The organism is Archangium sp. (genome assembly GCF_036277355.1).
Lineage (GTDB): Bacteria > Myxococcota > Myxococcia > Myxococcales > Myxococcaceae > Archangium.
Genome location: NZ_DASUNC010000084.1, coordinates 93,842 through 106,217, shown reverse-complemented (window position 1 = coordinate 106,217; position 12,376 = coordinate 93,842). Strand labels below are relative to the sequence as shown.

At 70.3% G+C, this 12,376-nt stretch carries 14 protein-coding genes; 9 read left to right on the top strand and 5 right to left on the bottom strand.

Features of this window, described 5'->3' with window-relative positions; all coding sequences use genetic code 11:
• Positions 1 to 48 precede the first annotated feature (48 nt).
• Entirely contained in the window at positions 49 to 1,617 is a 1,569-nt protein-coding gene (locus VFZ09_RS22550; RefSeq protein WP_329729710.1) for a sensor histidine kinase, read from the bottom strand.
• A 120-nt stretch (positions 1,618 to 1,737) separates the two neighbouring features.
• On the opposite strand from VFZ09_RS22550, the gene VFZ09_RS22545 reads away from it, so the two are divergent.
• Positions 1,738 to 1,872, top strand: coding sequence for a YetF domain-containing protein (locus tag VFZ09_RS22545; protein WP_329729709.1), 135 nt, complete (start codon positions 1,738 to 1,740; stop codon positions 1,870 to 1,872).
• A 1-nt stretch (position 1,873) separates the two neighbouring features.
• On the opposite strand, the gene VFZ09_RS22540 is transcribed toward VFZ09_RS22545, so the two are convergent.
• Entirely contained in the window at positions 1,874 to 2,863 is a 990-nt protein-coding gene (locus VFZ09_RS22540; RefSeq protein ID WP_329729708.1) for an endonuclease/exonuclease/phosphatase family protein, read from the bottom strand.
• A gap of 163 nt (positions 2,864 to 3,026) precedes the next feature.
• Here VFZ09_RS22540 and VFZ09_RS22535 point away from each other — a divergent pair, with 163 nt between their 5' ends.
• The 5 genes from VFZ09_RS22535 (at position 3,027) to VFZ09_RS22515 (ending at position 7,171) form a co-directional block, all read left to right on the top strand.
• Positions 3,027 to 3,575 (top strand): hypothetical protein, encoded by a 549-nt coding sequence (locus tag VFZ09_RS22535; protein WP_329729707.1) that lies wholly within the window; start codon positions 3,027 to 3,029, stop codon positions 3,573 to 3,575.
• Between the two features lie 50 nt (positions 3,576 to 3,625).
• Positions 3,626 to 4,468: a MoxR family ATPase gene (locus VFZ09_RS22530; protein WP_329729706.1), complete on the top strand. Its 843-nt coding sequence runs from the start codon at positions 3,626 to 3,628 to the stop codon at positions 4,466 to 4,468.
• Positions 4,469 to 4,481: 13 nt separating this feature from the next.
• Positions 4,482 to 5,690, top strand: a complete 1,209-nt coding sequence (locus VFZ09_RS22525; protein WP_329729705.1) for a vWA domain-containing protein — start codon at positions 4,482 to 4,484, stop codon at positions 5,688 to 5,690.
• A 69-nt stretch (positions 5,691 to 5,759) separates the two neighbouring features.
• Positions 5,760 to 6,620: an SDR family oxidoreductase gene (locus VFZ09_RS22520; protein ID WP_329729704.1), complete on the top strand. Its 861-nt coding sequence runs from the start codon at positions 5,760 to 5,762 to the stop codon at positions 6,618 to 6,620.
• 110 nt (positions 6,621 to 6,730) lie between these two features.
• Positions 6,731 to 7,171, top strand: coding sequence for an organic hydroperoxide resistance protein (locus tag VFZ09_RS22515; RefSeq protein WP_329729703.1), 441 nt, complete (start codon positions 6,731 to 6,733; stop codon positions 7,169 to 7,171).
• Positions 7,172 to 7,250: 79 nt separating this feature from the next.
• Here the strand turns inward: VFZ09_RS22515 and VFZ09_RS22510 are convergent, their stop codons facing one another.
• From VFZ09_RS22510 to VFZ09_RS22500, 3 genes are all read right to left on the bottom strand, one after another.
• Complete coding sequence (locus VFZ09_RS22510) at positions 7,251 to 7,664, bottom strand: immunoglobulin-like domain-containing protein (RefSeq protein ID WP_329729702.1); 414 nt, start codon at positions 7,662 to 7,664, stop codon at positions 7,251 to 7,253.
• Positions 7,665 to 7,777: 113 nt separating this feature from the next.
• A complete protein-coding gene (locus VFZ09_RS22505; RefSeq protein ID WP_329729701.1) occupies positions 7,778 to 8,101 on the bottom strand; it encodes a DUF4286 family protein in 324 nt (107 codons plus the stop codon).
• Positions 8,098 to 9,282 carry a DUF6068 family protein gene (locus VFZ09_RS22500; protein WP_329729700.1) on the bottom strand — a complete coding sequence of 395 codons (1,185 nt, stop codon included), beginning with the start codon at positions 9,280 to 9,282 and terminating at the stop codon, positions 8,098 to 8,100. Before VFZ09_RS22500 ends, VFZ09_RS22505 begins: the two co-directional genes overlap by 4 nt.
• Between VFZ09_RS22500 and VFZ09_RS22495 the strand changes: the two genes are divergently transcribed.
• The 3 genes from VFZ09_RS22495 (at position 9,281) to VFZ09_RS22485 (ending at position 12,376) form a co-directional block, all read left to right on the top strand.
• Entirely contained in the window at positions 9,281 to 9,856 is a 576-nt protein-coding gene (locus VFZ09_RS22495) for a hypothetical protein (protein ID WP_329729699.1), read from the top strand. The genes VFZ09_RS22500 and VFZ09_RS22495 overlap by 2 nt on opposite strands.
• 91 nt (positions 9,857 to 9,947) lie before the next feature.
• A complete protein-coding gene (locus VFZ09_RS22490; RefSeq protein ID WP_329729698.1) occupies positions 9,948 to 11,585 on the top strand; it encodes a sigma-54 dependent transcriptional regulator in 1,638 nt (545 codons plus the stop codon).
• Between the two features lie 269 nt (positions 11,586 to 11,854).
• Positions 11,855 to 12,376, top strand: coding sequence for a hypothetical protein (locus VFZ09_RS22485; RefSeq protein WP_329729697.1), 522 nt, complete (start codon positions 11,855 to 11,857; stop codon positions 12,374 to 12,376).

Below are 12,376 nucleotides of genomic sequence, written 5' to 3'. Positions count from 1 at the left end.
CGGGCTCCCCTCCCCACGTGGAGGCGGGGCCCGGCCTTTTTCATGGGCTCAGTGCACCGGGTGGGGCGAGTCCTCCGCGGGCCGAGGAGCCGGCGGCGTGGGGCTCGCGGCGGACAGCAACGGAAGGGCCACGTAGAAGGTGGCGCCCCGGCCCACCTCGCTCTCCACCCAGATGCGGCCGCCGTGGCGCTCGACGATGTCGCGGCTGATGTAGAGGCCCAGCCCCAGCCCTCCGTAGGAGGTGACGGAGACGTTCCGGGCGCGGAAGTAGCGCTCGAAGAGCTGCTCCTGCTGGTCCTGGGGAATGCCGATGCCCTCGTCCGCCACGGACAGCAGCGCGAAGTCCCCGCGCACGTCCAGCGTCACGCGCACGGTGCTGTCCGCGGGGCTGTACTTGAGCGCGTTCTCCAGCAGGTTGGCGATGACCTGCTCCAGCCGGTACGGGTCTCCCCGGATGCGCACCGCCTCCGCCGGGTGCGAGTAGTCGATGCGGTGCTGGCCACGCTCGGCGTCCATCGTGGTCAGCGCGCGCTCGATGATGGCATCCAGCCGCGTGGGCTCGAAGTGCAGCGCGAGCCGGCCCGCCTCGATGCGCGAGGCATCCAGCAAGTCATTGATGAGCGCGGCCAGCCGCACCAGGTGCTGGCGCGCGTGGCGCAGCAGGGTGGGGTCCACCGGCTCCTTGCGCTCCAGCCGCCGCTCCAGGCTGGCCAGCCGCAGCGACAGCGGGGTGAGCGGCGTCTTCAGCTCGTGCGAGGCGATGGTGAGGAAGTCGTCGCGCACGCGGATGGCCTCCTGGGCCTCGCGGAACAGGCGGTTGCGCTCAGCCTCCGCGATGCGCTGCCCGGTGATGTCCTCGACGATGGCCACGCCCCCCTCCACCTGGCCGTCCTCGCCGAAGCAGGGCGCGAAGTGGGCGCGCACGGGGGTGAGCTTGTTCGCGGTGATGGAGCGGTACTCCCCCTCGTAGTAGGCGTGGCGTCCGGCGAGCACGTCGCGCACGCAGGTCAGGATGGCCTCGTCCTGGAGGGTGAGCAGGTTGAGCCCGATGAGCATCCGCTTGGAGGAGCCCAGGATGCGCACGAAGTAGTCGTTGCACGCGACGATGGTGGGCGCGGTGTCGAAGTGGAAGAGGCCCAGCGGAGCGTTCTCGAAGACGAGCTGGTAGGCGCGCTCCCCGGCGGAGCCCGGCGGTTGCGGTGCGCGCGCGTGCACCTCGGAGGACACCCGCTCCAGGGGCTCGTCGGTGTAGTCGGGGAACTCGGGCGTGCGCCGCAGCACCACGGCGATGCGCTCGCCCTCCACGCCCATGGAGGTGCCCACCGTCACCTCCACCTCCAGCTCCGCGCCCCCGCGGCGCAGCAGGAAGACGCGCACGGGCCGTCCGCTCAGCGCACGCCGCCGGCCCAGCAGGTAGCGCAGGATGGAGTGCCCGGCGAAGGAGCGCAGGCGCTCGGGAACCAGGCGGCCGAAGGGCTCTCCCCGCAGCTCCTTCAGCGTCCAGCCAAGCAGGCGCTCGGCGGCGGGATTCAGGTAGAGGACGCACTCGCCGCCGTCGCAAGCCACGAGTGGATCCGCCATGGCGTCCATCAGTTCCCTGAAGTCGTCGCCGGCCATGTTTCCCTCGGGGAAAGAGGGTCACCTCCTAGAGCCTACAGGTTGGAGATGGCGGGGCCGACGGGCCGCAGCCCGCGGTTGCCCGGCCGCCGTGCCGAGGTGGGGGCGGGGGCAGGCCGCATGCCGCTTCCATGCCCAGCTTTCCTTCATGAACAGCTGCGCTCCCAGGGCCGGGATGACCTGGGCTCGGTGCGCGCGGCCTTCCTCGAGCCCAATGGCCGGGTGACGTTCCTCTTCCGCGAAGCCGGGCAGTGACTCACGCCCCGGCGGGCGCGGGAGGCTCGGCGTGCGCCGCGGGCGGCTCGAGCTGGAAGCGTGCGATGAGGGGCATGTGGTCCGACAGGCCGTGGAAGCGGCTGCGCATGTCTCCGAAGGGGCTCGTGTCGTCGGCGTCCAGCCAGCGCACCCCGCCTCCGGAGAAGATGTGGTCCAGGTGCATGCGCATGTGCATGAAGCCGGCGGTGGGGAAGCCGCGGGGCTGCCGCGGGTCGATCTGCCCCACCGCCGCCTGGGCGTCGATGAAGCAGGCCTCGTCACACAGGTAGTGGAAGACGGGCGAGGCCGGCGGCGAGTTGAAGTCCCCGCAGACGAGGAAGGGCTCGGCATTGGCGCGGGCCCGTACCAGCTGGGCCAGCGCGCGCGCCTCGTGGAGCTGGTTGATGCCGTTGCCCATCTTCTCGCGGGTGGCCCAGAAGGCGCGGGAGAAGGGGGTGGGCAGGCTCAGGTGGGTGTTGAAGATGTGGAAGGGAAGCCCGTCCTCCAGGCGCAGCAGCCGCATGTGGGCGCAGATGCGGCTCTGCTTGCGCTCGCGCAGGGCCCGCACGTGGTGGTGGGTGATGTGGTGGGGCGCGTCCACGTTGTGCGTGTCCACGGCGAGCCGCTGGGTGTTGACGAGGATGGCCAGCCCGGTGGTGTAGAGGGAGAACTCGCCCAGCTTGTAGTGGTGGGCGCGGAAGTAGAAGGCCTCGTAGGGCATGGGGCGGCGCAGGTGGGCGAACGTCTCCTCCATGCGCCCCATGAAGGCTTCCAGCTGCGTCTCGTCGGGGCGGGAGCGCCGGTGGGCCACGTTGCTGCGGAAGGACTGGGTCTCCACCTCTTGCAGGCAGACGATGTCCGGCAGGGGACTCAACGTGGCCAGGGCCGCGGCGACCCGACGCTTGGGTCCCAGCGTGCTGGCGAGCCCGCGCAGGGCGTGTCCGAAATAGCGGACGTTGTAGCTGACGATCCGGAGGGGCGTAGGGACCATGCTCGCTCGAAGTTACGGATGCTCCGCTCCCTGCGGGAGCACCCTGGACCTTGCGCATCCCCCCTGTCTCCGGATACTCCGCCGCTCCCGGGGTTGCTCGGCTCCCCCGGGAGCATGCGGACCGCCCACTGGCCGGCAGTGGGCCTGGAGAGGAAAGACGACCATGAAGCTGCGTTCGACGCTGTACGCCGTGGCGGCGGTGATGACGGTGGGCATGATGGGCTGTGGTGAGCAGCCGCGGTACTACCGGGTGTCCATCGACCGTTCGCCCCTGGGCAGCATGCCCTCCTCCTGTTACAGCTCCGGCACCGCGCCCACCCCCAACGACCGGACGAGCAACGTCGTCGACGTCGCGCAGTGGGTCCTCTGGGACGGCGTCGAGGGCCAGCAGTACCTGGCGGTGGGCGACATCAACTACTCGCTGGGCGATGCGCGGGTGGACATCGACGTGAGCGACGCCATCGTGAGCGTCGAGAAGGCGGACAAGCCGACCTTCACCGTCGAGCGGACGCAGACCGGCCCCAACCGCGTCTCGCGCGCCACCTATACCCTCAACAAGGTGGGGGACACCCTGGAGGGGACGATCGCGCTGAGCTACGAGTGCAGCGGGAGTACCGGGTGCGCGCCCAACTGCAACGCCTCGCTGAACTTCGTGGGCCGCCGCCTGAGCGCCGAGCCGATGGTCTTGGTAGGCAGCGACGCCGCGAGATAGCGGGCAGGCAGGCGGAGCGGGCGGGTCGGTGTTAAAGGAGGGGACACGCCATGACGTCCTCTCCTTCTCGATTCCGCGGAACCGATTCCTACCTCTCCAGCGAGGGCCTCCAGGCCGCCGTCAACTGCGCGCTGACGCTCCAGCGTCCGCTGCTGGTGCGCGGCGAGCCGGGGACGGGCAAGACGCTGTTGGCCGAGGCCGTTGCCGAGAGCCTGGGCCAGCGCCTGCTCACCTGGCACGTGAAGAGCACCACGCGCGCCCAGGACGGCCTGTACGTCTACGACACCGTGCAGCGCCTGTACGACTCGCGCTTCGGTGAAGGGGACGTGCGCGACATCCGCCGCTACATCCGCATGGGGCCGCTGGGCGAGTCCTTCGCCTCGAAGGAGCGCGTGGTGCTGCTCATCGACGAGGTGGACAAGGCGGACGTGGAGTTCCCCAACGACCTGCTCCACGAGCTGGACCGGATGCGCTTCCGCATCGCGGAGACCAACGAGGACGTGGTGGCCGCGCACCGCCCGGTGGTCATCATCACCAGCAACAACGAGAAGGAGCTGCCGGACGCCTTCCTGCGCCGGTGCGTCTTCCACTTCATCGACTTCCCGGACCAGGAGCTGATGCGGCGGATTGTCGCGGTGCACCACCCGGGGCTGGACGAGTCGCTGACGGAGCAGGCCCTCAAGGTCTTCTACGAGCTGCGCAACTTCACGCGGCTGCGCAAGCGCCCGTCCACGAGCGAGCTGGTGGATTGGATCGCCGTGCTCAAGGCCAACGGCGTGACGAACGTGAAGCTGGACGACAACCTGCCCTTCCTGGGCGCGCTGCTGAAGCGTGAGCAGGACCTGATGGCGGTGGCGGAGGCCTTCGGGCGGGGCCGCCGGACGAAGGCCTGAGCGGAGGCGAGCCATGTTCCTGCCCTTCCTCTACGAGTTGCGGCGGCGCGGAGTCCCGGTGGGCGCGCAGGAGGCGGTCGCGCTGGCGGGAGCGCTGAAGGCGGGGCTGCACGACAGCTCGCTGGATGGCTTCTACCACGTGGCGCGCGCGCTGCTGGTGCACTCGGAGACGCACCTGGACGCCTTCGATCAGGCCTTCCTGGCGCACTTCAAGGGCATGGAGGGCGCGGGGCAGAAGCTGAAGGACGAGCTGCTGGAGTGGTTGAAGGAGGCGCGCGAGCGGCGCGAGCTCACTCCAGAGGAGCGGGCGCTGCTGGAGCACTTCAGCGTGGAGGAGCTGGAGAAGCTCTTCCAGCAGCGGTTGGACGAGCAGGACGAGCGGCACGACGGCGGGACGAAGTGGATTGGGACGGGAGGCGCGTCGCCCTTCGGGCACTCGGGGAACCCGCGCGAGGGCTTCCGGGTGGGAGGCGAGGGGGCCGAGGGCGGTGGCGGCCGCATGGCGATGAAGATCGCCGGGGCGCGCCGCTACCAGGGCTACCGGGGCGACGTGGTGCTGGACACGCGGCAGATGGCGGTGGCGCTGCGCAAGCTGCGGGCCTTCGCGCGCGAGGGCGTGGCGGACGAGCTGGACGTGGAGGGCTCCATCGCGGCCACGGCGAAGAACGCGGGCGAGCTGGAGGTGGTGGTACGCCCGCCGCGCCGGCCGAACACGCGCGTGGTGCTGCTGATGGACGTGGGCGGCTCCATGGACCCGTACGCGCACCTGGTGAGCCGGCTCTTCTCGGTGGCGAAGCAGGCCACGCACTTCAAGGAGCTGCGCACGTACTACTTCCACAACTGCGTCTACGGGCGCGTGTTCGACACGCCGTACCTGGTGGGCGGCATCAGCGTGCCGGACCTGCTGGGGCAGGTGGGGCGGCACCACAAGCTGGTGATGGTGGGAGACGCGTTGATGGCGCCGTACGAGCTGACGATGCGGACCAACGCCGAGGGCCGGTACGACCCCACGGAGGGGAAGGAGGGCCTGGTGTGGCTGATGGAGCTGGCGCGGCACTTCGAGCGCAGCGCCTGGCTCAACCCGGAGCCTCCGCAGACGTGGCGGGGCAACACCATCCAGGCGGTGAAGAACGTGTTCGACATGTTCCCGCTGACGCTGGAGGGCCTGGGTGAGGCGGTGGCGCACCTGACGAAGGGGCGGATGGTGCGCGGGCGCCGGTAGGGGGCCCCTTGAGTCGCGCGACGTTTTCGGGCCAACGTCCCCCCGTTTCCACGCAACAGGGGAGCAGCGATGACGACGATTCTGGTGACGGGTGCCACGGGCACCATTGGTTCGCAGGTGGTGTCCGCGCTCAAGGGGCGCGATGGCGTGACGGTGCGCGCGGCGGTGCGCAGCGCGGCCAAGGCCAAGGCGCTCGAGGGCGGCAACGTGACGCCCGTGGACTTCGAGTACACGAAGCCGGAGCTGGTGCAGAAGGCCGTGGCGGGCGTGGAGCGGCTCTTCCTCGTGACGCCCTTCACCCCGGACCAGGTGGACCTGGGCGCGCGGCTCGTGGATGCCGCCAAGGCCGCGGGCGTGAAGCACATCGTGAAGCTGTCCGCCATGGGCGCGGACTTCGAGGGCGGCATCCTGCTCGGACGCTGGCACCGCACCCTGGAGCGCTACATCCAGGGCTCGGGCCTGACGTACACCTTCGTGCGGCCCAACAACTTCATGGAGAACTTCATCAACTTCTACCCGCCGGGCAAGGACGGGAACATCTACCTGCCCTGGGGCCAGGGGGCGTGCAGCTTCATCGCGGGCTCGGACGTCGCCGCGGTGGCCGCCGCCGCGCTGACCTCGAGCGGCCATGAGAACAAGGCCTATACGCTCACCGGTCCCGAGGCCTTCACCATCGCCCAGGCCGCCGCCACCCTCGGCGAGGTGTCCGGCAAGAAGGCCAGCTACGTGGACGTGCCCGAGGCGGCCGCGAACAAGGCCATGCTCGACATGGGCATGCCCGCGTGGATGGTGGACGCGATGATGGAGCTGCACGGCATCGACAAGGCGGGCTACGCCGCCGAGGTGACGGACGCGGTGCGGAAGGTGACGGGCCGCGCGCCCGTGAGCTTCGCGCAGTTCGCCAGGCAGCACGCCGCTTCCTGGAAGTGAAGCACTCGCGACACTGAGGCGCCGGGGCTCCTCCGGAACACCATGCGGGCAAGAGGAGAGCGGGTTAGAAGGGCCGCTCACTTCGCAGTCCACTCCGGAGGAGTCTCCCCATGGCCCCCATCGCCATCCAGCCGCTCTACACCGCCACCGCCACCTCGCACGGGGGCCGCAACGGCCGCGTCCGCTCGGACAACGGCACCATCGACATGCCGCTCACGATGCCCAAGGCGCTGGGCGGCGCGGAGGCCGCGGGCTCCACCAACCCCGAGCAGCTCTTCGCGGCGGGCTATTCCGCGTGCTTCGAGGGCGCGCTGCGGCTGGTGGCCGGCAAGATGAAGAAGCAGATCAAGGACGCGCACATCACGGCGAAGGTGACCATCGGCAAGACGCAGGAGGGTGGCTTCGGTCTGTCGGTGGCGCTGCACGGCAAGCTCGAGGGCGTCTCGCAGGCCGAGGCGGACGAGCTGATGCACGCCGCGCACAAGGTGTGCCCGTACTCGCTGGCCACCCAGGGCAACATCGACGTGAAGCTCTCGTCCGAGGTGGCCTGAGTCCACACTCCTCTCCCTCTCCCACCGGGAGAGGGGCCGGGGGGGAGGGTGCCACGCCTCCCGGGTTGAATCCCGTGGTTCAGGGCGCTTCCGCGGGTTGGAGGTGGAAGGCGTTGGATGCCACCTCCTGGCGCTCCCCGTCCCAGTCCACGCCCGTGACGAAGCGGTACGTCCCTTCCGGGAGCGTCTCGGGAAGGGGGCGGAGGGACTCGCCGCTCTCTCCTGGCCAGATGTTGTACTGGGGGGCCGCGCAGATTTGCCGGCCGGGCGGAGGAACCACCGTCCACGTCCCTCCCTCGTCGCGTTGCAGCGAGGACATGCAGAGGTTGTAACCGAGCACCTGGAGCGAGTCGTTCCGCAGCAACAGCTTCACCTGCGAGCCGGGTGCGTAGGTCTCCTGGTCCGTCTTCAGGACGGCCTCTCCCACCCGAGGCACACCACAGGCCGTCAGCCAGAGCACCGCACCGCCAAGAAGCACATTCCGATGAAACATGTCGCTCACCCCCATCGACGCTCGCCGGTCCGAGCGTCGAGGCGGGGATGATACGGCTTCTCGGGAGTCCGGGGGGACTGCTCACTTCGGCCGCGGCAGGAAGATCGCCGACACTACCCGAAGCTGGCCACCTCGGTGAGCACGGCGCGCGAGGGCCGTGTCACGTAGCCGAAGTGCTTGTCCGACTCGGCGCGCAGGTGCTTCGCGGCGTCGCTGGCCACGTAGCGCTCCACGGCCTCCAGGCTCGTCAGCTCGTAGTGGCACACGTAGCGCGCCCAGCCATCCGAGGCATTCACGGTGTCCTTCCACTTGCGGCAGCGCAGGAAGCCGGGCTGGCGCAGCACCTCGGGGACGTGGATGTCCTCGTGCCAGCGGTTCCACGCCTCCTCGGAGCCGGGCGCGACCTCGATGGTGACGATGTAGAGGGCCGTTTTCACTTGGACACCTCCGGCAGCCAGGTGCCCCAGCGGACCAGCCGCGTGCTGCCCTCGGACTCGCGCTTGCCGCCCGCGCCCACGCGTTCGGTGCCCTCGGTGAGCGTCTGGAAGCGCGCCTCGTAGGGCAGGCCCGACAGCGTGGGCGCCCACGGGTCGGCCGCGTAGGTCTCCGAGGTGATGCGTTGCGTGCCCTCCTCGTTCGCGGTGCGCTGCACGGTGAGCGCGGGCACGTCACGGCCCTCCACGGTGAAGGTGCCACGGGTGGCCGTCGTGGCGGCTCCGGCCGGAGGCCACTCCCCAGAGTTCAGCACCTCGACGGGCAGGTTCAGCAGGGCCTCTTCCAGGGGCTGCGGCTCGGCCTGGGAGAAGTCGGAGCAGGGAAGGGCGTTGGCGTCCACGGGGCCCTCGGCGCGCAGGAGGAAGCCGCGCTCGGCGGCGAAGCACACGCGCTGCACCGTGGGCGAGGGGCCCACTTCCACGCGCCGGTCGTAGTACGCGCCGGGGCCCAGGGGCCGCTCCAGCGCGGGCGGCGTGGCGGTGGCTCCGGACGAGCCCTCGCGCACCTCGAGCACCCGGAGTTGATGGTTGCCCGGGATGCGGAAGCCGGACAGCGTGGTGTTCGCCTCGAGCAGGCCGCGCGTGAGGTAGAGCGGGCCCGGCTGGACGGCGTACACGCGGGTGCGCAGGGGGCCGTCCACGGGGCGCTGATCGCTCACGTAGCGCAGGGCGTCCCATTCGCGGCCGACAGCTGAAGTGCGCTCGGCGGTGGCCTGTCCCTGTTGCGGTGCCTCGAGCGTGCGCGTGGTGTCCGCGCGCACGGGGACGAGCAGGTCCTTCGCCAGCCGCGTCTGGGCCAGGGGCTTGCCAGCCTCGTCGGTGAAGGACACGCGCAGCCACACCCAGGGCTGCTGCACGGCCACCACCTCCACGGCCACCTGGCCCGCCAGGGTGCGTGCGTTGCCGTCGGCGCCCCGGCTGGCGGAGAAGGCGTAGGAGACGCGGTCACCCACCCGGGCGCGCTGCCAGGAGTCGGTGCCGGTCCGCACGGGGGAGGGATTCGGGGCCTGCGTGTCGGAAGGAGAAGGGCCGCTCGACTTCGTGCTCTCGCAGCCGGGGAGGAAGCTCAGGGCCGCGCCCAGCAGCGCGGTGGCCAGGGGAAGGGCAGGGTGGCGCATTCGCATGCGGGACTTGATACACCGGGAGTGGATTCCGGGGAGGCACCATGAGGTCGGAACAGGAAGGGGCTCCCACCTTCCACGGTTGGGGGGTGGCGCTCGGACTGGTGGGGGTGGTGGGGGTGCTGGCCCTGACGGTGCTGTGGCCCGAGGTCCTGCGTCCCCGGGCGGCCCGGCAGCTGTCCCTGGCCGTGAGCCGGGGAGACGTCGCGGCCGCTGGCCTGTGGCTGCGGCTCGTGGACCCGGATCGCATGGCCTCCTCCGTCCTGGGCGAGGCCGCGAGGCAGGGGAACAGGGACATGGTCCGCCTGCTCCTGGTCCCACCCCCTTCCAGGAGGCCGCCCGGTACGGGCACCTGGACGTCATGCGTCAACTCATCACCGCCGGTGCGGATGAGGAGGACGGCGAGGCGCTGGAGGGGGCCAGCCGGGACTGCCGGCCGGAGGCGGTGAAGCTGCTGCTCGGGCAGGGGGGCTGGAGGCGCAAGACGCCCCTCCTCCCCGAGACGGTGGCGCGGGCGCGGCGGCTGGCCGGGGCGGCGGGGTGCGAGGCCGTGCTCCGGCTGCTCCCCTCCCCGTAGCGCTCGCCGCCGGACGCCTGTCGCACGGCTCCGGACGTTCGCCCACCGGGGGCACTCGGCGGAAAGCAGCGGCGGTGTACATTTGCAGGCCATGCGTGAAGCAAAGCTGGATGATGTCAGTACGGTCTCCCTGCCGAAACGGGGCGTTGGCGCGCAGGCCCTTCCGCTCGTTCCGACGCTGACCATCGTCTCCCATCCCTTCACCCGGCGGGTGGGAGAGCGGCTCCTGCTGGGAGAGTTGCTCGCCGGCAAGAACGTCGAGCTCTCCCGGAGGGCCCCCGACTTCGTGCGGCCCGGCCAGACGCAGGGCGCGTCCCTGGCGGACCCCCACCTGAGCCGCAAGCCCATCATCTTCGCCCCCGGCGAAGGGGGACGGGTGCGGTTGTTAGTCGAGGATGGCGGCACCCAGGTGGTGGCGGGTGAGCTCATCCGGGGCGGCCGGGAATTCAGCCCCGAGGAGCTGGCCGCGGGCATTCCCCTCGAGCTCGCCGAGCGCGTGGTGCTGCTGCTGCACCAGACGGAGCCCGACACGGGGGAGGTCCAGGACTCGCTGGGGATGGTGGGGCAGAGCCCGGCCATCCGGCGGGTGCGCCGGCACATCTCCCAGGTGGCGGACCTGAAGGTGTCGGTGCTCATCCGCGGCGAGACGGGCACGGGCAAGGAGTTGGTGGCGCGGGCCATCCACCAGCACAGCCGCCGCCGGGACGCGCGCTTCATCAGTGTGAACCTGGGGGCCATCAACAAGGAGCTGGCGGAGGCGGATTTCTTCGGCACGAAGAGGGGGGCCTTCACGGGTGCCCAGGAGCGCGAGGGCCTCTTCCGCAGGGCCCATGGCGGCACCCTGTTCCTCGACGAGGTGGGCGAGGCGCTCCCGGATCTGCAAGTGAAGCTGCTCCGCGCGCTGGAGGAGGAGGTGGTGTCTCCCGTGGGGTCGGACACCATCGTCCCCACGGACGTGCGCGTCGTGGCCGCGACGGATGCCAACCTCGAGGAGCAGATCAGCAATGGGCGCTTCAAGGAGCCGCTGAAGCACCGGCTGGCCGGCTATGAGATCCGCCTGCCGCCGCTGCGCGAGCGCCGCGAGGACATTGGCCTGATCTTCTTTCACTTCGCTCGCGAGGCGCTGGCGGAACTCGGTGAGGCCTGGCGCCTGGATCCCGAGGATCCCTACGCCGAGCCGTGGCTGCCCGCGCCGCTGGCGGCCCGGCTCGTGCGCCACTCCTGGTCCGGCAACATCCGCCAGCTGCGCAACGTGACTCGTCAGCTCGTCATCGCCAACCGCGGCCAGAAGCAACTGAGCGTGGATTCCCAACTCGACAAGGAACTGGGCCCGGTGACTCCTCTCGGGCGGCCCTTGCGTATGTCGGTGGCGGTGGATCCCCAGGCCACGCCCGCGCCGAAGGCCGCGGCCGAACTGAAGGAGGTGCCCCGCCGCAAGCCCGCGGACATCCCCGAGCAGGAGCTGCGCGCGGCGCTGCGCGCGAACTCCTGGGACTTGAAGAAGGCCGCGGACCAGCTGGGCATCCCCCGGCCCTCCATCTACGACCTCCTGCGCAAGTACGACATCCGCACGGCGGGAGACCTCTCGACGCAGGAGATCACCCGCTGCTACCACGAGTGCAAGGGCAACCTGGATGCCATGGTGCCGCGCCTGGAGGTCTCCAAGCAGGCGCTGCGCCGCCGCATCAAGGAGATCAAGGAGCTCAAGGACCTGGAGCTCGGCGCCTAGCGCAGGCCGGTCACTCGTCGACATGTCGAAGCGCTCGGGGTGCCTCTCCACCCGACGCCGCTCGACATGTCGAAACCTCCTCCCACGTTCCCATTTCGCGAGAGCCCGGCCGGGAAAACCGGCCTTGGGGTTTCCATGGGGCGGCACGCCCGTTGCTCTAGCCTGTTGGCATCCGAGGCCGGGAGGAGCCGGGCAGCAAGGGGGGCGGCTCCTTCCGGTCCTTGGGGGTTTCGAGTCTCAGCTCGGTTTGACTCCTGGAGGGGGAAACCATGTCGCAGGACAAGGTGATGAAGAGTGGTCGCGGCAATTGGCGCAACGCCAGGAAGGAGGTGGCCTTCAAGGTTCCGGAGAACTGCCCGTGCCTCAAGCGGTTCAAGATGCGCGTGGTGTTCAAGGCGCAGGACTCCAGCGAGTCGATGGGCGCCCTGTGCGTGGACAAGGACGGCAAGGAGGTGGAGTGCCCGACCCTCGTGCCGGTCTTCTCCGTGGAGGGCTCGGCCTCCCAGGCTCCGGGCCAATGCCCCTGCCTCGAGCGCCTCCATGTGCGCGTGCGGCTCGAGCAGGAGCCGTCCACCGGGGCGATGGGCCTGCTGTGCGTGGACAAGGACGGCAAGGAGGTGGAGTGCCCGACGGGGATCGTTCCGGTGCTCCCCGTGGAGGGGGCGGCTTCCCTGACGGGCTCCGTGTGGTGCCCCTGCCTCACGCATGCCCTGGGACTGGCGCCGAAGCAGGAGGCGCCCGGCATGAAGGGCCTGCGCTCCAGGCCCGTGGCGTTCTTCCCCAAGCTGTGA

Coding starts and splice junctions, on each gene's coding strand:
- VFZ09_RS22550 (WP_329729710.1), bottom strand. CDS start 1,617: ATGGCCGGCGACGACTTCAGGGAACTGATGGACGCCATGGCGGATCCA.
- VFZ09_RS22545 (WP_329729709.1), top strand. CDS start 1,738: ATGCCGCTTCCATGCCCAGCTTTCCTTCATGAACAGCTGCGCTCCCAG.
- VFZ09_RS22540 (WP_329729708.1), bottom strand. CDS start 2,863: ATGGTCCCTACGCCCCTCCGGATCGTCAGCTACAACGTCCGCTATTTC.
- VFZ09_RS22535 (WP_329729707.1), top strand. CDS start 3,027: ATGAAGCTGCGTTCGACGCTGTACGCCGTGGCGGCGGTGATGACGGTG.
- VFZ09_RS22530 (WP_329729706.1), top strand. CDS start 3,626: ATGACGTCCTCTCCTTCTCGATTCCGCGGAACCGATTCCTACCTCTCC.
- VFZ09_RS22525 (WP_329729705.1), top strand. CDS start 4,482: ATGTTCCTGCCCTTCCTCTACGAGTTGCGGCGGCGCGGAGTCCCGGTG.
- VFZ09_RS22520 (WP_329729704.1), top strand. CDS start 5,760: ATGACGACGATTCTGGTGACGGGTGCCACGGGCACCATTGGTTCGCAG.
- VFZ09_RS22515 (WP_329729703.1), top strand. CDS start 6,731: ATGGCCCCCATCGCCATCCAGCCGCTCTACACCGCCACCGCCACCTCG.
- VFZ09_RS22510 (WP_329729702.1), bottom strand. CDS start 7,664: ATGTTTCATCGGAATGTGCTTCTTGGCGGTGCGGTGCTCTGGCTGACG.
- VFZ09_RS22495 (WP_329729699.1), top strand. CDS start 9,281: ATGCGGGACTTGATACACCGGGAGTGGATTCCGGGGAGGCACCATGAG.
- VFZ09_RS22500 (WP_329729700.1), bottom strand. CDS start 9,282: ATGCGAATGCGCCACCCTGCCCTTCCCCTGGCCACCGCGCTGCTGGGC.
- VFZ09_RS22490 (WP_329729698.1), top strand. CDS start 9,948: ATGCGTGAAGCAAAGCTGGATGATGTCAGTACGGTCTCCCTGCCGAAA.
- VFZ09_RS22485 (WP_329729697.1), top strand. CDS start 11,855: ATGTCGCAGGACAAGGTGATGAAGAGTGGTCGCGGCAATTGGCGCAAC.